This window comes from Acidovorax sp. DW039 (assembly GCF_037101375.1).
Taxonomy (GTDB): domain Bacteria; phylum Pseudomonadota; class Gammaproteobacteria; order Burkholderiales; family Burkholderiaceae_C; genus Acidovorax.
Map to the genome: position 1 here is coordinate 264,441 of NZ_AP029019.1, position 23,251 is coordinate 287,691.

Genomic DNA, 23,251 nt, shown 5'->3' on the forward strand with positions numbered 1-23,251 from the left:
TGGATATCGTGAACGCTATAGGTAGTGTTTCAACCGTTTATCGAGATCGGGTTCACCATGGCGTCTTCCCTTCTGAGTCTGCCGCGCGAAGTCATTGACCGCCGCGGCCAGCGTGCCCCTTTTGATGGGCAACGCATCCGGACCGCCTTGCTGCGCGCCGGGGCTGCCACAGGCGAATATGACGATGAGGAGGCAGACCTGCTGGCGGCCCAGGTTATCAAGGTGCTGATCCACCGCTTTCGCGGACAAGCGCCCACGGTGGAGCAAATCCAGGACGTGGCCGAGTACACGCTGATCGCGGCCAACCACCTGGCCACCGCGCGCGCCTACATCGTCTATCGCGAACAGCACGCTACGCTGCGGGCGGACAAGCAGACGCTGGTGGACGTGGAAAGCTCCATCAACGAATACCTCACCCGCGCCGACTGGCGGGTGAACGCCAACGCCAACCAGGGCTACTCGCTGGGCGGGCTGATCCTGAACGTGGCGGGCAAGGTCACGGCCAACTACTGGCTCTCGCACGTCTACACGCCCGAGATTGGTGAGGCGCACCGCAACGGCGACATCCACATCCACGACCTCGACATGCTCAGCGGCTACTGCGCTGGCTGGTCGCTGCGCACGCTGCTGCATGAGGGGCTCAACGGCGTGCCGGGCAAGGTCGAGGCCGGGCCGCCCAGGCACATGAGCTCGGCCGTGGGGCAGATCGTGAACTTCCTGGGCACGCTGCAAAACGAGTGGGCGGGCGCGCAGGCGTTCTCGTCGTTTGACACCTACATGGCCCCGTTTGTGCGCAAGGACGGCATGGACTATGCCGCCGTGCGGCAGTGCATCCAGGAGCTGGTCTACAACCTCAACGTGCCCTCGCGCTGGGGCACGCAGACGCCGTTCACCAACCTGACCTTCGACTGGACCTGCCCCGAAGACCTGCGCGAGCAGGTGCCCGTGACCGGCGGCGTGGAGATGCCGTTTTGCTACGGCGAATTGCAGGCCGAGATGGACCTCATCAACCGCGCCTACATCGACGTGATGACCACGGGCGACGCCAAGGGCCGCGTGTTCACCTTCCCCATCCCCACGTACAACATCACCAAGGACTTCCCTTGGGAGAGTGATAACGCGCAGCGCCTGTTCGAGATGACGGCCAAGTACGGCTTGCCGTACTTCCAGAACTTCATCAACTCGGAGCTGGAGCCCAACATGGTGCGCTCCATGTGCTGCCGATTGCAGCTTGATTTGCGTGAGCTTTTGAAGCGCGGCAACGGCCTGTTCGGCAGCGCCGAGCAGACCGGCAGCCTGGGCGTGGTCACCATCAATTGCGCGCGGCTGGGTTACCTGCATGCGGGCGATGAAGCGGGGCTGTTTGCCGCGCTGGATCGATTGCTGGAGCTGGGCAAGCAAAGTCTGGAGACCAAGCGCAAGCTGATCCAGCGCCTGATGGACCAGGGCCTGTTCCCCTACACCAAGCGGTATCTCGGCACGTTGCGCAACCACTTCAGCACGCTGGGTGTGAACGGCATCAACGAAATGGTGCGCAACTACACCCACGACCGCGAAGACATCACCACCGAGGCAGGCCACATGCTGGCGCTGCGCCTGCTCGACCATGTGCGCGAGCGCATGACGCAGTTCCAGGAAGAGACCGGCCACCTCTACAACCTGGAGGCCACGCCCGCCGAAGGCACCACCTACCGCTTTGCCAAAGAAGACAGGAAGCGCTGGCCCGCCATCCTGCAGGCAGGCACGCCAGAGCAGCCGTACTACACCAACTCTTCCCAGCTGCCTGTGGGCTTTACCGACGACCCGTTCGAGGCGCTCATGCGGCAGGAAACCCTGCAATCCAGATACACCGGCGGCACCGTGCTGCACCTGTACATGGGCGAGCGCGTGGGCAGCAGCGCAGCCTGCCGCGAACTGGTGCGGCGTGCACTGACGAACTTCCGCCTGCCCTACATCACCGTCACTCCCACTTTCTCCATCTGCCCCACCCACGGCTACCTGGCGGGCGAGCACCCGTTCTGCCCCCGGTGCGATGAAGAGAGGCTGGCCGCCAAGCGCGCCGCTCTGGCTGCCTGACTGTGCAGGACTTATGAGTCAAAAGGTCGCCTGCGCTTATGGAATAAGCGCAAGAAGCTATGAAAAATATAGCGAACGAATACAGGTGTGACGTGAAGAATGCACGCCATCACCGCTTTGCCTCTGCCCGCGATGGGCCGGGTGCATCGGCCCTTCATCCCTCCGCTTCGTTCATCCCCCATCTTTCTGAGAGTCCCTCATGACCCATTTTTCTTCTGCCGAACACGCTGCCTTGCGCAGTGCCGAATCCGCTACCGTGACCCTGACCGATGCCGAGCGCCAGCCCTGCGAGGTGTGGACCCGGGTGATGGGCTACCACCGCCCCGTGGCCAGCTTCAATGTGGGCAAGCAGGGCGAGCACCGCGAGCGCCAGTTCTTCCGTGAGCCCGGCTGTGGCACACGCTGCGGTGCCTGAGTCCGAGCCCGGCGGATCGCGTCGCTGCCCACCGGCTGCAGCGCCGAGCCTGCACGTGGGCGGCATCACGCCGTTGACCACCATCGACTTTCCCGGTCGCCTAGCAGCAGTGCTGTATTGCCAGGGCTGCCCCTGGCGCTGCGGCTATTGCCACAACCCGGAGCTGCTGGAGGTGAAGGCAGCGGCAGGCATGTCGTGGGTCCAGGTGCTGCTGTTTCTGGAAAAGCGGCGGGGGCTGGTGGACGGTGTGGTTTTCTCGGGCGGAGAGCCCACGCTGCAAGCGGCCTTGCCCGATGCCCTCAAGCAAGTGCGGGCCATGGGTTTTGCCACGGCCTTGCACACCGGCGGCATGTACCCCGAACGGCTGGTCGCTGTGCTGCCCCTGCTCGACTGGGTGGGGCTCGACATCAAAGGCCCCCGCCAGCGCTACGCCGAAATCACCGGCGCCCGCGGCAGCGATGCCCGTGCGTGGCAATCATTGCAACTGCTGGTGCGCAGCGGCGTGGCCTATGAGTGCCGTACCACCTGGCACGAAGGCCTGTTCAGCCGCGAGGAACTGCAAACGCTGGAGCACGATCTAGTCGCGGAAGGCGTGACGCACTGGACCCTGCAGCCCTGTCGGACCTCACCCCGAGAAACCCCACGCTCCATTGCTCCATTGCCCGTGGGATTAGGTTCGCGAGTCAAAGCTTTTGATGTGCGTGGCGGGGCGTGAGAGCCTGCTTACGACCTATTCATGGTGCCCGTTGCCCCACAGAGGCGGCAGATGCAAGGCGCACACCGCAGACGGGCTGGTGGCCCGGCGAGGATGGGCAACGCAGCAGATGCCGTCTTTGTGGGGCAACCCTTCGGGCAAGGCAGCACAAAGCCGCACTCTGCGTTGCGCACCTTGCCCAGGCCGCCAGCATGGGCGGCGGCGCACGCCTTGATTGCGGCCTTGTGCTGCCTTGCGGGCACTATGAATAGGTCGTAAGCAGGCTCTACGGATGTCCTCCACCCCTCTAACCGCCCGACAGACCAAAAAAAATTCAAAAATAGCCCTTCATTTTTTGCATTGTGAAAATGCATTGCAAAAAATGAAGGATTGCTGTGCCGGGCGCAAGCAGAATTAAGGGCTTTTTTTCCGCGCAACCGAAACTGCTCTGCCAGCCGGTCGCTTCCTACTCTGTACTGTGAGACAAGCCATGAGTAATCAGCAACCCACCATCATCTACACCCTCACCGACGAAGCCCCGCGCCTGGCAACGGCATCGTTCCTGCCGATCGTCCGCACCTTTGCAGCGCCCGCTGGCATCAACGTGGTGGAGAGCGACATCTCCGTGGCCGCCCGTATCCTGGGTGAGTTTCCCGACTACCTGACCGAAGAGCAGCGCGTTCCCAACAACCTGGCAGACCTGGGCAAGAAGACCCTGCAGCCTGACGCCAACATCATCAAGCTGCCCAATATCTCCGCCTCCGTCGCTCAGCTCAAGGCCGCCATCGCCGAGCTGCAGTCCAAGGGCTACGCGCTGCCTGACTATCCAGACCAGCCCAAGGACGACAAGGAAAAGGAAATCAAGGCCCGCTACAGCAAGTGCACCGGCTCTGCTGTGAACCCTGTGCTGCGCGAAGGCAACTCCGACCGCCGCGCTCCCAAGGCCGTCAAGGAATACGCACGCAAGAACCCCCACAGCATGGCCGAGTGGAGTCAGGCATCGCGTTCGCACGTATCGCACATGCACGCTGGCGACTTCTACCACGGCGAAAAGTCCATGACCCTGGACCGCGCCCGTGACGTGAAGATGGAGCTGATCACCAAGAGCGGCAAGTCCATCATCCTCAAGCCCAAGGTCAGCCTGCTCGACCGCGAAGTGATCGACAGCATGTTCATGAGCAAGAAGGCGCTGCTGGAGTTCTACGAGAAGGAAATCGAAGATGCGCGCAAGACGGGCGTGATGTTCTCGCTGCACGTCAAGGCCACGATGATGAAGGTGTCCCACCCCATCGTGTTCGGCCACTGCGTGAAGATCTTCTACAAGGAAGCGTTCGAGAAACACGCCAAGACCTTTGAACAGCTGGGCGTGAACGTGAACAACGGCATGGTCGATCTGTACACCAAGATCGAAACCCTGCCCCAGAGCCAGCGCGACGAGATCAAGCGCGACCTGCACGCTTGCCACGAGCACCGCCCCGAGTTGGCCATGGTCGATTCCGCCAAGGGCATCACCAACTTCCACTCGCCCAACGACATCATCGTGGACGCCTCCATGCCCGCCATGATCCGCAACGGCGGCAAGATGTGGGGCGCTGACGGCCGCCTGAAGGACGTGAAGGCCGTGATGCCCGAGTCGACCTTTGCCCGCATCTACCAGGAGATGATCAACTTCTGCAAGTGGCATGGCGCGTTCGATCCCAAGACCATGGGCACCGTGCCCAACGTGGGCCTGATGGCCCAGCAGGCCGAAGAGTACGGCTCGCACGACAAGACCTTCGAAATCCCCGAAGACGGCGTGGCCAACATCACCGACCTGGCCACCGGCGAAGTGCTGATGAGCCAGAACGTGGAGCAAGGCGACATCTGGCGCATGTGCCAGGTCAAGGACGCCGCCATCCGCGACTGGGTCAAGCTGGCTGTGAACCGCGCCCGCAACTCCGGCATGCCCGTGGTGTTCTGGCTCGACGCCTACCGTCCGCATGAGAAGGAACTCATCACCAAGGTGAAGATGTACCTGCACGAGCACGACACCACCGGCCTGGACATCCAGATCATGAGCCAGGTGCGTGCGATGCGCTACACGCTCGAGCGCGTCATCCGCGGCCTGGACACCATCAGCGCCACCGGCAACATCCTGCGCGATTACCTGACCGACCTGTTCCCCATCATGGAACTGGGCACCTCGGCCAAGATGCTCTCCATCGTGCCTCTGATGGCCGGTGGCGGCATGTACGAAACCGGTGCGGGCGGCTCGGCTCCCAAGCACGTGCAGCAACTGGTGGAAGAAAACCACCTGCGCTGGGATTCGCTGGGCGAGTTCCTGGCCCTGGCCGTCTCGTTTGAAGACCTGGGCCTGAAAAACGGCAACCCCCGCGCCAAGCTGCTGGCCAAGACGCTGGACGCTGCCACCGGCAAGCTGCTGGACAACAACAAGAACCCCAGCCCCAAGACTGGCCAGCTCGACAACCGCGGCAGCCAGTTCTACCTGGCCCTGTACTGGGCCCAGGAACTGGCCGCGCAAACCGAAGATGCCGAACTGGCAGCCAAGTTTGCGCCTCTGGCCAAGCAGTTGGTCGAAAACGAGCAGAAGATCGTGGACGAACTCAATGCCGTGCAGGGCAAGCCCGTGGACATCGGCGGTTACTACCTGCCTGAAGTCGCCAAGCTAGATACCGTGATGCGCCCCAGCGAGACGTTCAACAACGCGCTCAAGGCGGTGCTGGCGTAAGCCTGGCCTGATCGGAGGCGCTTTTTGCGCCTCTGCCCTGGCCTTGCATCAGCTTGGGTCAGGGGTAAAAAAAAAAGAGACTGCCTGGGCAGTCTCTTTTTTTATTCCGGGCTCGCAATTTCTGGTTGCGAGATCACCTTTTGAGCGTCGCGTTCAGGGCTGCAGGCCCTGTGCGGCCGCGTGCTCCAGTGCTTGAACCAATGCGGCGGGAGAGGCTGCGGGAGCCTCGTCGCTCTTGTACACGAGGCCTGTGCCTGTACCGCGTGGGTCCGTGATGCGACGAATCAGCAACATCTGCTGACTGCTGGAGCCAGCAGTCACCGAGTAGCCTTCGCCATCGTTCACGCTGTACACCATGACATAGCTGCGCAGCACCGTCCCGCTGTTGTTGATCTTGACGCAAAACACGTTGCCCGCCAGGTTGCCGCGTACTTGATGCTCGCAGCCGAACAGACCGTTGGCGCTGGCCAACAGACCGTTGCCATTGGCGGTGGCACCCAGTGCGGAGGTCAGCTCCACCACATCGGTGTAAACGCCTTCACTGCCAATCGAATTGAACACCCAGAAGCCCCGCAGGCTCTCGGTCTGGGCGGGGTAGCCAAACTGGAACCGTGCGATGGCCTTCTCAGGCTCATTGGGAAATTGCACAAAACCTGTGGTGCCAGACGTGAAGCGAATGGTCATGTTGCCGGCACTGCCTGCTTCCACGCCAGAGCGCGCGTTGCTGCCAAAAAACCGCCCACCGGTGTAGCGCATCAAAGGGGCTGTTGCCACGTTGTCTTTCACGTTGCCCACAGCCAGATAAAACGTGGGCTGGCTGTTGGACTCATAGGCATACATCTGCATCAGCAGCGTGTCATTCTGCACATCAATCGCCAGACCGCGGCCGGGCTTGCCGTCCACTTCAGACGTCACCACCCACGTGCCCGCCTGCGGCATGAATGCATAAGCCGCTCCTGCTCCCCATACCAGTGCAGCTGTCACGATTCTTCTCAACATTTGCCTTCGCCTCTCTTCATACTCCGTAACGGAGGTTTACAAAAGTTCATAATTTAACCCGTAATCGAGCAGGGCCCTCTTGTGCGCGCACACGGCCTTCACGAGCTGGATCAAAACCGTGCGAGCCGCCTCATGCGGTTTGCGCGCACACCCTCAACACCTCCGCCCCATACGCCTCCAGCTTCTTGGCCCCCATGCCGCTGATGCCCTGCAGGTCGTCCAGCGATGCGGGGTTGCGGTCGGCAATGGCGGCCAGGGTGGCGTCGTGGAAGATGACGTAGGCGGGCAGGTTGTGTTCTCGCGCCACTTCGGCGCGCCAGGCCTTGAGGTTGATGAAGCGTGCCTGGGCATCGGGCCCCAGGTTGGCCGCAGCGGCGGGGGGTGCGCTGCTCTTGCGGGTGCGTTTGGGCGCAGCGGCGGTGACGGATTCGCGCAGTTGCACGGGCACCTCGCCCTTCAGTACGGCGCGTGAGCCGTCGGTGAGGCACAGCGTGTCAAAACTCATGCCGCTGTCCAGCATCACCTTCTGCAGGCCGACGGCCCCAGTGGCCAGCAACTGGCGCAGCACGCCGCGCAGCTGGGGCTCGGTCAGGTCTGCGCCAATGCCAAAGGTGGAGAGCTTGTCGTGCCCGAACTGTGCCACCTTGTCGGTCTTTTTGCCGCGCAGGATGTCCATGATGTGCCCCGCACCAAAGCCGATGCCGCTGGCCTGGTGCACGCGGTAGATGGTGGACAGCAGCTTGCGCGCGGCGTCGGTGGCATCCCACACGGCGGGCGGGTTCAGGCAGTTGTCGCAATTGCCGCAGGGCGTGGAGGCCTCGCCAAAGTAGGCCAACAGCCGCACGCGGCGGCAGTCGGTGGCCTCGGCCAGGGCCAGCAGGGCATCGAGCTTGCCGCGCAGGGCTTGTTTGAACTCCTCGGCCGCCGGGCTTTCGTCAATCATGCGGCGCTGGTTCATCACATCCTGCAGGCCATAGGCCATCCACGCATGGGCGGGCAGGCCGTCGCGCCCGGCGCGGCCGGTTTCCTGGTAGTAGCCTTCGATGTTCTTGGGCATGTCCACATGCGCCACAAAGCGCACGTCGGGCTTGTCGATGCCCATGCCAAACGCAATCGTGGCCACCATCACGATGCCTTCCTCGCGCAGGAAGCGGTCCTGGTGGTTCTGGCGCACCTTGCTGTCCAGCCCGGCGTGGTAGGGCAGGGCGTTGATGCCTGCATCGCTGAGCGTGGCGGCCAGTTCCTCCACCCGCTTGCGCGACTGGCAATACACCACACCGGCCTCCCCTGCATGCTCGCGCTCGATAAAGCGCAGCAGCTGCGTGGTGGCATCTTTTTTCTCGACGATGGTGTAGCGGATGTTGGGGCGGTCAAAGCTGCTGATGAAGAGGCGCGCGTCCTGCAGCTGCAGCCGTTCGATGATGTCTTCGCGCGTGAGGGCATCGGCCGTGGCCGTCAGGGCAATCCGCGGCACCCGCGGGTAGCGCTCGTGCAGCAGCGTCAGCGCCCGGTACTCAGGGCGGAAGTCGTGCCCCCATTGGCTCACGCAATGCGCTTCATCAATGGCAAACAGCGACAGGTTGCCGCTGTCGTACAGGCTGTCGAGCAGGCCCAGAAAGCGCGGCGTGTTCAGCCGCTCGGGTGCGGCATACAGCAGCGTGATCTGGCCCGTCTGCAGCCGCCATTCCACATCCTGGGTGGCATCGAAGTCGAGCGTGGAGTTGAGAAACGCAGCATCCACCCCCGCTTCGTGCAAGGCCCCCACCTGGTCGTGCATCAGCGCAATCAACGGCGACACCACGATGGTCACCCCCTTGCCTTGCTGCTGGCGCACGATGGCCGGCACCTGGTAGCACAGGCTCTTGCCGCCGCCCGTGGGCATCAGCACCAGCGCATCGCCCCCGCCAATCACATGCTCGACGATGGCCTGCTGGGGGCCTCTGAACTGTTCGTAGCCGAACACGTCCTGCAAGACGGCATGGGCGGGAGTGGGAGCGGAGAGGGCGCGGGTAGACAAAGGAAGCTCTGAATTTGATAGCTGCCTGCGCTTGATGGATAAGCGCTGGAGGCCAATTTGACTGCAATCTCAAGGGTGCGCAGCGATGTGTGGCCGCCGTGGAGGCTAGACGGGTGAGCTGCGCAACAGGCGCATATTGTGCGCCGCCCTGGGCACGCACCCGCATCAACCTTGCGCAAACCCCGGCTGACGTGGCCGGGACTCGTGTGCCGGACCGCAGCCCGGCACCACGATCCAGAGACAGCTCGGGTTACTACTGAACCCTCGCTCCAGTAAATTGCTTGACACTTAAATTATTAATTCCTAAAGTTTCAAACATCCCTTGCGGTCTGGAGACCACGCATGAAGATTGTCTGTATTGGTGGCGGCCCTGCGGGCCTGTACTTTGGCTTGCTGATGAAGCAGCTCAACCCGGCGCACGACATCACCGTGGTGGAGCGCAACAAGCCCTACGACACGTTTGGCTGGGGCGTGGTGTTTTCCGATGCCACCATGGACAACATGCGCCAGTGGGACCGCGCCACGGCCGATGAGATCGAGCAGGCCTTCAACCACTGGGACGATATTGAGCTGCTGTTCAAGGGGCGGCGCATTCGCTCGGGCGGGCATGGTTTTGTCGGCATTGGCCGCAAGAAGCTGCTGAACATCCTGCAGGCTCGCTGCGAGCAGCTGGGCGTCACGCTGAAGTTCGATACCGACGCGCAATCGGACGAGGACTATGCCGACGCGGATCTGGTCATCGCCAGCGATGGCATCAACTCGCGCATCCGCAGCAAATACGCCGAGGTGTTCCAGCCCGATATCGTGACGCGGCCCAACCGCTACATCTGGCTGGGCACCCACAAGCTCTACGACGCGTTTACTTTCGACTTCCGCCGCACCGAGCATGGCTGGTTCCAGGCGCACATCTACAAGTTTGACGAGCAGACCACCACATTCATCGTCGAATGTCCCGAATCGGTGTGGAAGGCCCATGGCCTCGATCAGGCGGACCAGGAGCAGTCCATCGCGTTTTGCGAAAAGGTGTTTGCCGAGAACCTGCAAGGGGCCAAGCTGATGACCAATGCGCGCCATTTGCGCGGCTCGGCATGGCTCAACTTCCAGCGGGTGGTGTGCCAACAGTGGTGGCTGAAAAATCCGCAGGGCAGCCATGTGGTGCTGATGGGCGACGCCGTGCACACAGCGCACTTTGCCATCGGCTCCGGCACCAAGCTGGCCATTGAAGACGCGATTGAGCTGACCCGCCAGTTCCAGCGGCTGGGCGACACGCGCGCGCACATCCCTGAAGTGCTGGCTGCCTATCAGGCGGCGCGCAGCGTAGAGACCCTGCGCATCCAGAACGCTGCCTGGAACGCGATGGAATGGTTTGAGGTGTGCGGCGAGCGCTACTGCGACCAGCTGGAGCCCGAGCAGTTCATGTACTCCATGCTCACCCGCAGCCAGCGCATCAGCCACGAAAACCTGCGCTTGCGCGATGCTGCCTGGCTCGAAGGCTACGAACGCTGGTTTGCCGAGCGCGCTGGCGTGCCTGTGGCTGCGGGCCACAAGCCGCCCCCGCCCATGTTCACCCCCTACACAGTGCGGGGCGTTACGCTCAAGAACCGGGTGGTGGTCTCGCCCATGGCGCAGTACTCTGCCGTGGATGGCCTGGTGGGCGACTACCACCTGGTGCACCTGGGTGCGCGCGCCATGGGGGGCGCAGGCCTGGTGTTTGCCGAGATGACCTGCGTGAGCCCAGAAGGCCGCATCACTCCCGGTTGCCCCGGCCTGTACCGGCCTGAGCACACTGCCGCCTTCCGGCGCATTGCCGACTGGATTCACACCCATACCGATGCCAAGTTCGGCATCCAGATCGGCCACGCCGGGGCCAAGGCATCTACCCGTCTGGCCTGGGATGGGATCGACCAGCCGCTGCTATCGGGCAATTGGCCCATTGTTTCTGCCTCACCGCAGCAGTACCTGCCTGGCGTCAGCCAGATGGCCAAGGAACTCTCGGTGGGTGAGATGCAGGAGATCACCGCGCAGTTTGTGGCTTCCACCCATGCCGCCGCTGCCGCTGGCGCGGACTGGCTGGAGCTGCACTGCGCCCACGGCTATCTGCTATCGAGCTTCATCTCGCCACTGACCAACCAGCGCACCGACGCCTACGGCGGCTCGCTGGAAAACCGCCTGCGCTACCCGCTGGAAGTGTTTGCCGCGGTGCGCGCCGCCTGGCCTGAAGACAAGCCCCTGTCGGTGCGTATCTCTGCGCACGACTGGGTGGAAGGCGGCATCACGCCCGCGGATGCGGTGGAGATTGCCCGTGCCTTCAAGCAGGCGGGGGCCGACATGATTGATTGCTCCTCCGGGCAGGTGAGCAAGCGCGAAAAGCCAGTGTACGGGCGCATGTTCCAGACGCCCTTTGCAGACCGCATCCGCCAGGAGGCGGGCATTCCCACCATTGCCGTGGGGGCGATCAGCGAGGCCGATCACGCCAACAGCATCCTCGCGGCCGGGCGGGCAGACCTGTGTGCCGTGGCCCGCCCCCACCTTGCCAACCCCGCATGGACGCTGACCGAGGCCGCCAAGATTGGCTACACACCCATGGTGTGGCCCGCGCAGTACCGTTCTGCCAAGGGGCAGATGGAAGCGAATTTCGTGCGCGAGAAGGCGCAAAAAGCATGACCGCACTGCACGCCGTGGTCACCGGGGGAGCGCGCGGCATCGGCGCGGCCATTGCGCAGCGGCTGGCGGCCCAAGGCCTGCACGTCACGGTGCTCAGCAGGAGGGGTGAGGCCGCGCCCGGCATGCACGGCGTGGCCGCCGATGTGACCCAGGCATCCCAAATCCAGGCAGCCGTGCGACAGGCGCAGGATCGCTATGGGCCCATCCAGGTGCTGGTGAACAACGCGGGCCAGGCCGAAAGCGCGCCCTTTGCCAAGATGGACGAAGCCCTGTGGAGACGCATGCTGGACGTGAACCTGACAGGCACCATGCTCTGCACCCAGGCGGTGCTGCCCGACATGCTCCAGGCGGGCTGGGGCCGCATCGTCAATGTGGCCAGCACCGCAGGCCAGGTGGGCTATGCCTACGTGGCCGCGTACTGCGCCGCCAAGCATGGCGTCATTGGCCTGACCCGGTCGCTGGCGCTGGAACTGGCGGGCAAGGGCATCACGGTGAATGCCGTCTGCCCCGGCTACACCGACACCGACATCGTGCGCGACAGCATTGCGCGCGTGGTGGCCAAGACAGGGCGCACGCCAGAAGCCGCGCGCGCCGAATTTGTGAAAAGCAACCCGCAAGGAAGACTGGTGGACCCTGAGGAAGTGGCAGATGCCGTGGCATGGCTGTGTGGGCGCGGAGCGAGCGCGGTGACGGGGCAATCGGTCTCGGTCAGTGGTGGCGAGGTGATGTGATGGCCGCCCGTGCTCCCAAGAATTTCCGTCTGGTCGAGTCGCTGGGCGAGCAGCACATTGGGCTGGAGGCGCGCGCCCAGGCCGACGACCATCTGGACACCAAGATCTGGCTGCGCCTGCTGGCCTGCAGCACGCAGATCGAGCAGCAGATTCGCCAGCGCCTGCGCACCCGTTTCGACACCACGCTGCCGCGCTTTGACACGCTGGCCCAGCTGGACCGCCACCCCGAGGGCCTGCGCATGAACGTGCTGTCGCGCTACCTGATGGTGACGGGCGGCAACGTCACAGGCCTTACCGACCAGCTGGTCAAGGAAGGCCTGGTCGAGCGCATCGAAGACCCGGAAGACCGCCGCTCCTGGCGCGTGCGCCTTACCGACAAGGGCCGGGCCGACTTCGCCACCATGGCCCAGGAGCATGAGGTCTGGCTCAGCGAGCTGCTGGGCGGCCTGCCTGCAGGCAGCAAGGACGCACTGTACGAACACCTGGGCTTGCTGCGCGTGCACCTGGCGCAGCGGCAGACCGAGCTGGATTCACCCGTCTCCAAAACCAAGAGGAAACCCGCCGCATGACCATCGACCCCCAGCTTCTGGCCGGCAACCGGCGCCCTATGGCCGACTACCAGGCTCGCCACTTTGTGTGGGAAGTGCAGTCCGGCGTGGCCACCATCACGCTGAACCGGCCCGAGCGCAAGAACCCGCTGACCTTTGACAGCTACGCTGAACTGCGCGACCTGTTCCACAGCCTGAAATGGGCGGATGACGTGCACGCGGTGGTGCTCACCGGCAGCGGCGGCAACTTCTGCTCGGGCGGTGATGTGCACGAGATCATCGGCCCGCTGGTGCAGCTCAAGGCCCCGGAGTTGCTGATGTTCACCCGCATGACGGGTGAGCTGGTCAAAACCATGCGCGCCTGCCCCCAGCCCATCGTGGCCGCCATTGACGGGGTGTGCGCTGGCGCGGGCGCCATCATGGCCATGGCTTCCGACCTGCGGCTGGGCACTGCCCGCAGCAAGACGGCCTTTCTGTTCAACCGCGTGGGCCTGGCCGGCTGCGACATGGGGGCGTGCGCCATCTTGCCCCGCATCGTGGGGCAAGGCCGGGCCAGCGAGTTGCTCTTTACCGGCCGCAGTCTGGGCGGCGAAGAGGGCGAGCGCTGGGGCTTCTTCAACCGCCTGGTGGCCCCTGAGGCACTGCTGGCCGAGGCCCAGGCGCTGGCGGCCCAGCTGGTGGAAGGCCCCACTTTTGCTAACGGCATCACCAAGACCATGCTGCACCAGGAATGGGCCATGACCATCGACCAGGCCATCGAGGCCGAAGCCCAGGCCCAGGCCCTGTGCATGTTGACCCAGGACTTCGCCCGGGCGTACCACGCCTTTGTGGCCAAGCAGAAACCCCAGTTTGAAGGGAACTGACGTGAGCGACACCGCCTACCTGGACTGGCCTTTTTTTGAACCCCGCCACGCCGAGCTGGCCCGGGCGCTCGATGCCTGGGCCGCGCAGAACGTGCCCCACAGCCACGGCCCCGATGTGGACGCCGAGTGCCGCGCACTGGTCCAGCAACTGGGCGCAGGCGGCTGGCTGCGCCACGCAGTGGGCGATTCTGCCCAGGCCATCGACACACGCTCGCTCTGCCTCATCCGCGAAACGCTGGCGCGCCATTCGGGCCTGGCAGATTTTGCATTTGCCATGCAAGGGCTGGGCAGTGGTGCCATCAGCCTGCACGGCACGCCCGAGCAACGCGCCCGCTACCTGGTGCCGGTGGCAGCAGGCCAGGCCATCAGCGCGTTTGCGCTGTCGGAGCCTGATGCGGGATCGGACGTGGCCGCCATGGCCTGCTCTGCCCAGGCCGATGGGGACCACTATGTGCTCCACGGCGAAAAGACCTGGATCTCCAACGGGGGCATTGCAGACTTTTATGTGGTCTTTGCCCGCACGGGCGAAGCCCCCGGCTCGCGGGGTATCAGTGCGTTCATTGTGGATGCCGATACGCCGGGCCTCCAGATTGCCGAGCGCATTGAAGTGATCGCCCCACACCCGCTGGCGCGGCTGCGGTTTGACGGGTGCCGCATTCCGGCCAGCCAGCGGGTGGGGGCTGCGGGAGAAGGCTTCAAGGTCGCCATGCGTACGCTGGACGTGTTCCGCACCTCTGTGGCCGCTGCTGCGCTGGGCTTTGCACGCCGTGCGCTGGACGAGGCCCTGCAGCGTGCCACCACGCGCAAGATGTTTGGTGGCGTGCTGGCCGACTTCCAGCTCACGCAGGCCAAGCTGGCCCACATGGCCACCGCCATCGACAGCGCTGCCCTGCTGACCTACCGCGCCGCCTGGCTGCGAGACCAGGGCTGCAACGTGACCCGCGAAGCTGCCATGGCCAAGATGACCGCCACCGAAAACGCGCAGCAGGTGATTGATGCGGCTGTGCAGATTTTTGGCGGGCTGGGCGTGGTCAGCGGGCAGCCGGTAGAGCAGCTTTACCGCGACATCCGCGCGCTGCGCATCTACGAAGGCGCGACCGAGGTGCAGCAGCTCATCATCGGTCGCGATCTGCTCAAGTCCTTTTGACGAGTTCTATTGACCAGTCCTTTTGACACCAGGAGCACGGCGATGCATCCCTCTGCCCATGTGGACACCTTCGCACGCGACCACCTGCCGCCGCCCGAGCAGCAGCCCGACTATCTGTTCGATCTGCCCGCGCTGCAGTTCGGCCCCCAGCTCAACTGCGCCAGCGAGCTGCTGGACCGTCATGTGAGCGAAGGCCGGGGCGACCGCATCGCCATCCGCGCGCCCGGCCTGTCATGGACCTATGCCGAGTTGCAGGCCCAAGCCAACCGCATTGCCAACGTGCTGGTGCACGACATGGGCCTGCTGCCCGGCAACCGCGTGCTGCTGCGCGCACCCAACAACCCCATGCTGGCAGCCTGCTGGTTTGCGGTGATGAAGGCGGGGGGCATTGCCGTGGCCACCATGCCACTGCTGCGCGCCAAGGAACTCAAGACCATTGTGGAGATTGGCCAAGTCACGCACGCGCTGTGCGACAGCGCTCTGGCCGAGGAAATGCAGCTCACCGCTGCCCAAACACCGCTGCTGCGCGAGGTGCGCTACTTCCATGACCGCAGTGACACCGGACTGGACGCCTCCATGGCCCAGGCGTCGCCGCAGTTCGACAACGTGGCCACCGCTTCAGACGATTGCTGCCTTTTCGGCTTTACCTCGGGCACCACCGGTGTGCCCAAGGCCACGATGCACTACCACCGGGACGTGATGGCCATCTGTGCCTGCTGGCCCCCGCACCTGCTGCGCCCGCAGCCCGATGATGTATTCATTGGCAGCCCACCGCTCGCGTTCACGTTTGGTCTGGGGGGCTTGCTGCTGTTCCCGCTGTCCATCGGTGCCACCGCCGTGCTGCTTGAAAAATCGGGCCCGCCCCAGCTGCTGCAGGGCATTCAGGACTTTGGCGCCACCGTGGTGTTCACGGCTCCCACTTCCTACCGCCAGTTGGCTGCACAGGGCGAGGTGCTGCGCGCCACATGCCTGCGCAAATGCGTGTCGGCTGGTGAGGTGCTGCCCGCCTCTACGCGAGCCTTGTGGAAGCAGGCTACCGGCCTGGAGCTGATCGACGGCATTGGTGCCACTGAGCTGCTGCACATCTTCATCTCGCACGACGAGAGTACGGCGCGCCCCGGTGCCACGGGCAAGCCTGTCCCCGGCTACCGGGCCAGGGTGGTGGATGACGAGGGGCGGGAGGTGCCCCCAGGCACCGTGGGCAAGCTGGCGGTGCAGGGGCCCACGGGCTGCCGCTACCTGAACGACGAGCGCCAGCGCAATTACGTCAAGAACGGCTGGAACCTGACCGGAGACGCCTACCTGGTGGATGCGGATGGCTATTTCCATTACCAGTCGCGCACGGACGACATGATCATCTCGGCCGGCTACAACATTGCGGCCCCTGAAGTGGAAGACGCCCTGCTGGCCCACCCTGCGGTGGCAGAGGCCGCCGTGATCGGGGTACCCGATGAGCAGCGCGGGCAGATCGTCAAAGCCTATGTGGTGCTCCGCCCCGGCCATGTGGGCGATGCCAGCATGGTCACTGCGCTGCAGGACTTCGTGAAGCAGACAGTGGCTCCGTACAAATACCCACGTGCGGTGGAATTCGCGACCCAGCTTCCGCGCACTTCTACCGGTAAGCTACAGCGCTTTCGCCTGCGTGGCGTTTGAATCCCTCGCTTCTGTTCGTCCACCCTGTCCATTTCCTGGAGGCCTACCGATGAGTCCATTCACCCTTCGCCTGAGTACCCTGGCTGCAGCCACCTTGCTGGCCCTGCCTGCTGTGGCTGCCGACAAAGTCAAGATCGGCCTGTTGAGTACCTTGTCGGGCCCCGGCTCGGCGCTGGGTATCGACATTCGCGACGGTTTTCAGCTCGCGGTCAAGCAGACGGGCGGAAAACTCGGAGGCCTGCCTGCCGAGGTCATCGTGGCCGACGACCAGCAAAGCCCCGATGCGGCCAAGCAGACTGCTGACCGCCTGCTCAAGCGCGAGCGTGTGGACTTCATGACCGGCATCGTGTTCTCCAACATCATGCTGGCCGTGGGCCAGCCGGTGTTCCAGAACAAGACCTTCTACATCAGTGCCAACGCGGGCCCATCGCAGTACGCCGGTGCGCAGTGCAACCCCTACTTCTTCAGCGCCTCGTACCAGAACGACAACATGCACGAGGCCGTGGGCAAGACGGTGCAGGACCGTGGCATCAAGAAAGTGGCGCTGCTGGCCCCCAACTACCCCGCAGGCAAGGACGCCCTCGCCGGGTTCAAACGCTTTTACAAGGGCGAGGTGGCCCTGGAAACCTACACCCCGCTGAACCAGCTGGACTACGGTGCAGAGCTGTCGCAACTGCGTGCGTCGGGCGCAGAAGCCGTGTTCATCTTCCTGCCCGGTGGCCTGGGGGTGAACTTCGTCAAGCAGTTCACGGGTGCCGGGTTGAACAAGGAAATGAAACTCTTCGCCCCCGGCTTTTCGGCGGACGAGGACGTGATCCGCGCCGTGGGTGAGCCCATGCTGGGCATTCTGAACAGCTCGCAGTGGGCACATGACCTGGACAACGCAGCGAACAAGCGCTTTGTGGCGGATTTCCAGAAGGAGTATGGCCGCCTGCCCACCCTGTATGCCGCGCAGGGGTACGACACGGCCCGCCTCATCGATGCCGCGGTGCGGGATGTCAAGGGCAAGACCGAAGACAAGGACGCGGTGCGCAAGGCCCTGCAGGCCGCCCGGTTCGAGTCAGTGCGCGGTGCGTTCAAGTTCAACACCAACCAGTACCCCGTGCAGAACTACTACCTGCGCGAAGTGGTGAAGGATGCACAGGGCCGCATCACCAACAAGATGGTGGGCAAGGTGTTTGAGTCGCACGCAGACGCCTACGTGGGCGAATGCAAGATGTGACAGGGCTCTGGTGCCCTGACACCCACGAACTCTTTGCACCGCCTTCACCCCCTGGAGCCCTGATGTGAATGCCATCCTGATTCTGGAGCAGTTGCTCAATGGCCTGCAGTTCGGCCTGATGCTGTTTCTGCTGGCCGCAGGCCTCACGCTGGTCTTCGGCATCATGGACATGATCAACCTGGCCCATGGCTCGCTCTACATGGTGGGGGCTTACCTCATTGCCAGCATTGCGGGCGCATCCGGCTCGTTCTGGCTGGGCCTGGCGGGCGGGGTGGTGGCCACGGCGGTGGTGGGGGTGCTGCTGGAGCTGACGGTGCTGCGCCGCCTCTACCACCGGGACCATCTCTCGCAGGTGCTGGGCACTTTTGCCATCCTGCTCATGGCCAACGAAGGCGTGCGCATGATCTGGGGCTCGCAGCCCATGCCCATGGCCATGCCGCCTTCGCTGTCTGGCCCGGTGGCATTGCTGCACGGCTTCAGCTACCCCGCTTACCGTCTGTTCATCATTGGCGTGGGGCTGGTGGTGGCCTTGCTGCTGTACCTGCTGATCACCCGCACCCGCTTGGGCATGCAGGTGCGCGCCGGGGCCTCCAACCGCGAGATGGCACAGGCCATGGGCACCAACGTGCGCTGGCTGTTCACTGCGCTGTTTGCTTTGGGCGCTGCGCTGTGCGCCGTGGCAGGGGGCATGCTCGGGCCGTTGCTGGCGGTGCAGGTCGGCATGGGCGAGAGCATTCTGATCCTGGCGTTTGTGGTGATCGTGATTGGCGGCATCGGCTCCATCCGGGGCGCGTTGCTGGGGGCCCTGCTGGTGGGGCTGGTCGATACCGCGGGCCGCACCCTGGTGCCCCTGCTGTTTGGCCAGTTGCTCGGGCCTGCTGCAGCGGCCAGCGTGGCCCCGGCGGTGGCCTCGATCCTGATCTATGTGTTGATGGCGGCCGTCCTGTTCTGGAAGCCGCGTGGACTCTTCCCTGCTCATGGCTGATACCCCCCATCCTCCCAGCATCCTGGACCACGCGCTGCGCGTGCGCATTGCCGTGCCCCTGCTGGTGGCGCTGGCTTTGCTGCCCACCCTGTTCAACCTGGTGGGCGAGGGCTTTTACATCAGCGTTGCCAGCCGCGTGCTGATTTTTGCGCTGGCTGCCACCAGCCTGAACCTGATCCTGGGTTTTGGCGGCATGGTCAGCTTCGGTCATGCAGCCTTTGTGGGCGTGGGGGCCTACACCGTGGGCATCCTCATGCAGTCGGGCGTGGTCTCGGCCTGGGTGGCCTGGCCCGCAGCGTTCGTGATGGGCGGGGTGTTTGCCCTGGTGATCGGACTCATCAGCCTGCGCACGCAAGGCGTGTACTTCATCATGATCACGCTGGCTTTTGCGCAGATGCTGTTCTATCTGATGGTGTCGCTCAAGTCTTACGGCGGCGAGGACGGGCTGTCGCTGGCGTCGCGCTCGCACCTGGGCGGATGGGTGGACCTGGCCGACGACGCGCAGTTCTACTACGTGGTGCTGGCGCTGGTGGCGGTGCTGTTTTACGGCGTGGCCCGGCTGCTCAACGCCCGTTTTGGCCATGCGCTGCAAGGCATTCGCGAGAACGAGACCCGCATGGCCGCGCTGGGCTTTGCGGTCTACCGCACCAAGCTGGTAGCTTTTACCCTGGCAGGGGCCATTGCGGGGCTGGCGGGTGCGCTGCTGGCCAACCAGGCCAGCTTCGTCAGCCCGGCACTGCTGCAGTGGAGCCAGTCCGGCATGCTGATGATCATGGTCATTCTGGGCGGCGTGGGCTACCTGTGGGGCGGGCTGGTGGGGGCTGCCGCCTTTTTGCTGATGGAAGAGGTGCTGGTGGCCTACACCATCCACTGGCAGTTTGGCCTGGGCGCGGTGCTGCTGGCCGTGGTCTTGCTGGCACCCAACGGGCTGCTAAGCCTGCTCGGCAAGTTCAGGAGGAAGCCCGCATGACCGAAATTCTGCGAACCGAGCAACTGGTCAAACGCTTTGGCGGCCTGGTTGCCACCGACCACGCCAACCTGTCTGTGCAGCGCGGCGAGTTGCATGCGCTGATCGGCCCCAACGGGGCGGGCAAGACCACGCTCATCCACCAGCTCTCGGGGGCACTGGCCCCGACCAGCGGACAGGTCTTTTTTCAGGGCGAGGCGGTGACGGGCGTGCCCATCCACCAGCGGGTGCACCGCGGGCTGGTGCGCTCGTACCAAATTACCAGCGTGTTCAAGCGCCTGTCGGTGCTGGACAACCTGGCGCTGGCCGTGCAGTCGCGCACGGGCAGCAGCCTGCGGTTCTGGCGCGCAGCGCGGGCCGAGCGCGCGCGCTACGAGGCCGCAGCCGCCGTGGCCGAGCGGATCGGCCTGGCCGCCCAGTTGCACCGCACGGCGGGCATGCTCTCGCATGGCGAGCAGCGGCAGCTGGAGATTGGCCTGGCGCTGGCCCTGGAACCCCAGTTGCTGCTGCTGGATGAGCCCATGGCGGGCATGGGCCCCGATGAATCTGAACGCATGGTCGAGCTGCTCAGCAGCCTGCGTGGCCAGGTCAGCATGCTGCTGGTGGAGCACGACATGGACGCCGTGTTCCGCCTGGCCGACCGCATCTCCACGCTGGTCTTTGGCCGCATCATCGCCACCGGATCTCCGCAGGAGATCCGCGAGCATCCCGAAGTGAAGAAAGCCTACCTGGGCGACGAACTGGAGGCCCAGCCATGAGCACCCTGCTGGAAGTGCAAGCCCTGGAGACTGCCTATGGCCCCAGCCAGGTGCTGTTTGGCGTGGCCTTCAGCATCCGCCAGGGCGAAGTGGCCACGCTGCTGGGGCGCAACGGCATGGGCAAGACGACCACGGTGCGGTCGCTGCTGGGGCTCACCCCCGCGCGCGCGGGCAGCATCCGTTTCAGGGGGGAGCGCATCGACCACCTCGCGCCCGACCGCATTGCGCGCATGGGCCTAGCCGTGGTGCCCGAGGGGCGGCAGATCTTCCCCAACCTGTCGGTCAAGGAGAACCTGCTGGCCTTTGCCGCACGCCGCAACGCCACCGACAACCCCTGGACGCTGGACCGGGTGGTGGCGCTGTTCCCCCGCCTGCAAGAGCGCTTTTCCAACATGGGCAACCAGCTCTCGGGCGGCGAGCAGCAGATGCTGGCCGTGGGCAGGGCCTTGATGACCAACCCGCACCTGCTGATCCTGGACGAAGCCACCGAAGGGCTGGCCCCCCTGATCCGCGAGGAGATCTGGCGGTGCCTGGACCAATTGCGGGCACAGGGCCAGACCATTCTGGTCATCGACAAATACGTGCGCAGGCTGCTGCAGTTGGCCGATCGCCACACCATCATCGAGCGCGGCCAAGTGGTCTGGCAGGGCGACTCGCCCGCGCTGGCGGCAGACCCGTCGCTGTGGCACCGCTACATCGGGGTGTGACATGGACGGCACCCTGCATTTCACGCGCGACTACCGTATCCGCTTTTCGCACTGCGACCCGGCGGGCATTGTCTTTTTCCCCCAGTATCTGGTGCTGTTCAACCAGCTGGTCGAGGACTGGTTCACCGACGGCCTGGGCATTTCCTATGCCGACCTGCTGGGGCCGCGCTGCGTGGGCCTGCCCATCGTGCGGCTGGAGTGCGACTTCCGCGCCATCAGCCGCATGGGCGACACCGTAGCCTTTGGCCTGGCGGTGGAGCGCATCGGGGGCCGGTCGCTCACATTGGCGCTGCAGGCGCGTGGCAGCGACGCCCTGCGGGTGTCATCGCGCCAGGTGCTGGTGTTCACCAGCCTCGATACCCACCAGGCCATTTCCATGCCCGCCGATGTGCGGGCTGCCCTTTCCGCACTGTCGTTTGCCCATTAGATCAGGAGACCCCATGCAAGTCCTTCTTCCCCCCGGTTGGCCCCGCCCCAAAGGTTATGCCAACGGCGTCAGCGCACGCGGGCGCATGGTATTTGTGGCGGGCATGATTGGCTGGGACGCGCAGGGCCAGTTCCACACCGACGACATGGCGGGCCAGGTGCGCCAGGCGCTGCAGAACGTGGTGGAGGTGCTGCGCGAGGGCGGAGCCCTGCCCGAGCACATCGTGCGCATGACCTGGTATGTGACCGACAAACGCGAATACGTGGCCGCCTACCCCGAAATTGGCAAGGCCTTCCGTGAGCTGATTGGCAGCTTCAACGCCGCCATGACGGCGGTGGAGGTAAAGGCTCTGGTGGAAGACCGCGCCAAGGTCGAGATCGAGGTCACGGCGGTCGTTCCGGACTGATCCGCGCATTCGCGCATCGCAGTCGTTGGCATCAGCACCCCGGGGCGCTTGGCGATGCGGCGCGCGCCAAAACCCCCCGCGGGCCGTGCCGGGCCCCACTTCCTACAATAGGGCCCCTATGCAAGCCCTTCACTACACCCGCGCCGCGCAATTGCCCGATATCCTTGCCCAACGCATCGTCATCCTCGACGGTGCCATGGGCACCATGATCCAGCGCTTCAAGCTGGGCGAGGCGCAGTACCGGGGCGAGGGCTACAGCGGCCCGGACGGCGCGGGCGACCGCTTCAAGGACTTTCCCCGTGATGTGAAGGGCAACAACGAGTTGCTGAGCCTGACGCGCCCTGACGTGATCCGCGACATCCACGAGCGCTACCTGGCCGCCGGGGCCGATCTGATCGAGACCAACACCTTTGGCGCGACCACCGTGGCGCAGGAGGACTACGGCATGGCCGAGCTGGCGCGGGAGATGAACCTCCAATCCGCCCGCCTGGCCCGCGCCGCCTGCGACAAGTACAGCACCCCCGACCACCCCCGCTTTGTGGCCGGTGCCCTGGGCCCCACGCCCAAGACGGCCAGCATCAGCCCCGATGTGAACGACCCCGGCGCGCGCAACGTGGACTTTGAAACTCTGCGCGCCGCCTACTACGAGCAGACCGAGGCGCTGGTCGAAGGCGGCTCGGATGTGCTGCTGGTCGAAACCATTTTCGACACCCTGAACGCCAAGGCCGCCCTGTTTGCGATTGACGAGTTCTTTGAGAAAAGCGGCGAGCGCCTGCCCCTCATCATCAGCGGCACCGTGACCGATGCCTCGGGCCGCATCCTGAGCGGGCAGACGGTGACCGCCTTCTGGCACAGCGTGCGCCACTCGCGCCCCCTGGCCATTGGCCTGAACTGCGCCCTGGGTGCCACGCTGATGCGCCCCTACATCCAGGAGCTGAACCGCGTGGCCGAGGATACCTTTATCAGCTGCTACCCCAACGCCGGTCTGCCCAACCCCATGAGCGACACCGGCTTTGACGAAACGCCTGAGGTGACGAGCCGCCTGGTGCACGAGTTTGCGGCCGAGGGGCTGGTCAACATCGTGGGCGGCTGCTGCGGCACCACGCCCGACCACATTGGCGCGATTGCCAAGGCGGTCGAGAAAGTGCCTACGCGCAAGATGTTCTACGCCGCCGAGGCGTGAGCCTGAGCGCATGCAGCGCGCGGTTTTTGGACAAAAAACCGGTTTGTAAGAAAATACGGCT

The 23,251-nt window shown here is 64.5% G+C and carries 20 protein-coding genes; 18 read left to right on the forward strand and 2 right to left on the reverse strand.

Features of this window, described 5'->3' with window-relative positions:
* Positions 1-57 precede the first annotated feature (57 nt).
* The 4 genes from AACH87_RS01185 (at position 58) to AACH87_RS01200 (ending at position 5,913) form a co-directional block, all read left to right on the forward strand.
* Complete coding sequence (locus AACH87_RS01185; RefSeq protein ID WP_338796883.1) at positions 58-2,076, forward strand: ribonucleoside triphosphate reductase; 2,019 nt, start codon at positions 58-60, stop codon at positions 2,074-2,076.
* 199 nt (positions 2,077-2,275) lie between these two features.
* Entirely contained in the window at positions 2,276-2,491 is a 216-nt protein-coding gene (nrdD, locus tag AACH87_RS01190; protein WP_338796884.1) for an anaerobic ribonucleoside-triphosphate reductase, read from the forward strand.
* Between the two features lie 49 nt (positions 2,492-2,540).
* Positions 2,541-3,206, forward strand: a complete 666-nt coding sequence (locus AACH87_RS01195; protein ID WP_338798815.1) for an anaerobic ribonucleoside-triphosphate reductase activating protein — start codon at positions 2,541-2,543, stop codon at positions 3,204-3,206.
* Between the two features lie 469 nt (positions 3,207-3,675).
* On the forward strand, positions 3,676-5,913 hold the full coding sequence (locus AACH87_RS01200) for an NADP-dependent isocitrate dehydrogenase (protein ID WP_338796885.1): 2,238 nt from the start codon (positions 3,676-3,678) through the stop codon (positions 5,911-5,913).
* Between the two features lie 153 nt (positions 5,914-6,066).
* Here the strand turns inward: AACH87_RS01200 and AACH87_RS01205 are convergent, their stop codons facing one another.
* Complete coding sequence (locus AACH87_RS01205; protein ID WP_338796886.1) at positions 6,067-6,897, reverse strand: hypothetical protein; 831 nt, start codon at positions 6,895-6,897, stop codon at positions 6,067-6,069.
* A gap of 145 nt (positions 6,898-7,042) precedes the next feature.
* Entirely contained in the window at positions 7,043-8,929 is a 1,887-nt protein-coding gene (gene recQ / locus AACH87_RS01210; RefSeq protein WP_338796887.1) for a DNA helicase RecQ, read from the reverse strand.
* 342 nt (positions 8,930-9,271) lie between these two features.
* Between recQ and AACH87_RS01215 the strand changes: the two genes are divergently transcribed.
* The 14 genes from AACH87_RS01215 (at position 9,272) to AACH87_RS01280 (ending at position 23,190) form a co-directional block, all read left to right on the forward strand.
* On the forward strand, positions 9,272-11,593 hold the full coding sequence (locus tag AACH87_RS01215; RefSeq protein ID WP_338796888.1) for a bifunctional salicylyl-CoA 5-hydroxylase/oxidoreductase: 2,322 nt from the start codon (positions 9,272-9,274) through the stop codon (positions 11,591-11,593).
* The gene (locus tag AACH87_RS01220) at positions 11,590-12,324 is read left to right on the forward strand and encodes an SDR family NAD(P)-dependent oxidoreductase (RefSeq protein WP_338796889.1); all 735 of its coding nucleotides are present in this window, start codon (positions 11,590-11,592) and stop codon (positions 12,322-12,324) included. Before AACH87_RS01215 ends, AACH87_RS01220 begins: the two co-directional genes overlap by 4 nt.
* Positions 12,324-12,893: a MarR family transcriptional regulator gene (locus AACH87_RS01225; RefSeq protein ID WP_338796890.1), complete on the forward strand. Its 570-nt coding sequence runs from the start codon at positions 12,324-12,326 to the stop codon at positions 12,891-12,893. Before AACH87_RS01220 ends, AACH87_RS01225 begins: the two co-directional genes overlap by 1 nt.
* A complete protein-coding gene (locus AACH87_RS01230) occupies positions 12,890-13,735 on the forward strand; it encodes an enoyl-CoA hydratase family protein (protein WP_338796891.1) in 846 nt (281 codons plus the stop codon). The genes AACH87_RS01225 and AACH87_RS01230 overlap by 4 nt, the downstream gene beginning before the upstream one ends.
* Before the next feature lies 1 nt (position 13,736).
* Complete coding sequence (locus AACH87_RS01235) at positions 13,737-14,882, forward strand: acyl-CoA dehydrogenase family protein (RefSeq protein ID WP_338796892.1); 1,146 nt, start codon at positions 13,737-13,739, stop codon at positions 14,880-14,882.
* 42 nt (positions 14,883-14,924) lie between these two features.
* A complete protein-coding gene (locus tag AACH87_RS01240) occupies positions 14,925-16,535 on the forward strand; it encodes a benzoate-CoA ligase family protein (RefSeq protein WP_338796893.1) in 1,611 nt (536 codons plus the stop codon).
* A gap of 49 nt (positions 16,536-16,584) precedes the next feature.
* Positions 16,585-17,757 (forward strand): ABC transporter substrate-binding protein, encoded by a 1,173-nt coding sequence (locus AACH87_RS01245; RefSeq protein ID WP_338796894.1) that lies wholly within the window; start codon positions 16,585-16,587, stop codon positions 17,755-17,757.
* Between the two features lie 64 nt (positions 17,758-17,821).
* Positions 17,822-18,742, forward strand: a complete 921-nt coding sequence (locus AACH87_RS01250; RefSeq protein ID WP_338796895.1) for a branched-chain amino acid ABC transporter permease — start codon at positions 17,822-17,824, stop codon at positions 18,740-18,742.
* Positions 18,735-19,712, forward strand: a complete 978-nt coding sequence (locus AACH87_RS01255; RefSeq protein WP_338798816.1) for a branched-chain amino acid ABC transporter permease — start codon at positions 18,735-18,737, stop codon at positions 19,710-19,712. Before AACH87_RS01250 ends, AACH87_RS01255 begins: the two co-directional genes overlap by 8 nt.
* Complete coding sequence (locus tag AACH87_RS01260; protein WP_338796896.1) at positions 19,709-20,467, forward strand: ABC transporter ATP-binding protein; 759 nt, start codon at positions 19,709-19,711, stop codon at positions 20,465-20,467. The genes AACH87_RS01255 and AACH87_RS01260 overlap by 4 nt, the downstream gene beginning before the upstream one ends.
* Positions 20,464-21,174, forward strand: coding sequence for an ABC transporter ATP-binding protein (locus AACH87_RS01265; RefSeq protein ID WP_338796897.1), 711 nt, complete (start codon positions 20,464-20,466; stop codon positions 21,172-21,174). Before AACH87_RS01260 ends, AACH87_RS01265 begins: the two co-directional genes overlap by 4 nt.
* Before the next feature lies 1 nt (position 21,175).
* Positions 21,176-21,601 (forward strand): thioesterase family protein, encoded by a 426-nt coding sequence (locus AACH87_RS01270; RefSeq protein ID WP_338796899.1) that lies wholly within the window; start codon positions 21,176-21,178, stop codon positions 21,599-21,601.
* 13 nt (positions 21,602-21,614) lie between these two features.
* A complete protein-coding gene (locus tag AACH87_RS01275) occupies positions 21,615-22,007 on the forward strand; it encodes a RidA family protein (protein ID WP_338796900.1) in 393 nt (130 codons plus the stop codon).
* Positions 22,008-22,125: 118 nt separating this feature from the next.
* Positions 22,126-23,190 (forward strand): homocysteine S-methyltransferase family protein, encoded by a 1,065-nt coding sequence (locus AACH87_RS01280; RefSeq protein ID WP_338796901.1) that lies wholly within the window; start codon positions 22,126-22,128, stop codon positions 23,188-23,190.
* Positions 23,191-23,251: the final 61 nt, after the last annotated feature.

Coding starts and splice junctions, on each gene's coding strand:
- AACH87_RS01280 (WP_338796901.1), top strand. CDS start 22,126: ATGCAAGCCCTTCACTACACCCGCGCCGCGCAATTGCCCGATATCCTT.
- AACH87_RS01245 (WP_338796894.1), top strand. CDS start 16,585: ATGAGTCCATTCACCCTTCGCCTGAGTACCCTGGCTGCAGCCACCTTG.
- AACH87_RS01265 (WP_338796897.1), top strand. CDS start 20,464: ATGAGCACCCTGCTGGAAGTGCAAGCCCTGGAGACTGCCTATGGCCCC.
- AACH87_RS01185 (WP_338796883.1), top strand. CDS start 58: ATGGCGTCTTCCCTTCTGAGTCTGCCGCGCGAAGTCATTGACCGCCGC.
- AACH87_RS01230 (WP_338796891.1), top strand. CDS start 12,890: ATGACCATCGACCCCCAGCTTCTGGCCGGCAACCGGCGCCCTATGGCC.
- AACH87_RS01255 (WP_338798816.1), top strand. CDS start 18,735: ATGGCTGATACCCCCCATCCTCCCAGCATCCTGGACCACGCGCTGCGC.
- AACH87_RS01240 (WP_338796893.1), top strand. CDS start 14,925: ATGCATCCCTCTGCCCATGTGGACACCTTCGCACGCGACCACCTGCCG.
- AACH87_RS01225 (WP_338796890.1), top strand. CDS start 12,324: ATGGCCGCCCGTGCTCCCAAGAATTTCCGTCTGGTCGAGTCGCTGGGC.
- AACH87_RS01270 (WP_338796899.1), top strand. CDS start 21,176: ATGGACGGCACCCTGCATTTCACGCGCGACTACCGTATCCGCTTTTCG.
- AACH87_RS01220 (WP_338796889.1), top strand. CDS start 11,590: ATGACCGCACTGCACGCCGTGGTCACCGGGGGAGCGCGCGGCATCGGC.
- AACH87_RS01200 (WP_338796885.1), top strand. CDS start 3,676: ATGAGTAATCAGCAACCCACCATCATCTACACCCTCACCGACGAAGCC.
- nrdD (WP_338796884.1), top strand. CDS start 2,276: ATGACCCATTTTTCTTCTGCCGAACACGCTGCCTTGCGCAGTGCCGAA.
- AACH87_RS01260 (WP_338796896.1), top strand. CDS start 19,709: ATGACCGAAATTCTGCGAACCGAGCAACTGGTCAAACGCTTTGGCGGC.
- AACH87_RS01275 (WP_338796900.1), top strand. CDS start 21,615: ATGCAAGTCCTTCTTCCCCCCGGTTGGCCCCGCCCCAAAGGTTATGCC.
- AACH87_RS01215 (WP_338796888.1), top strand. CDS start 9,272: ATGAAGATTGTCTGTATTGGTGGCGGCCCTGCGGGCCTGTACTTTGGC.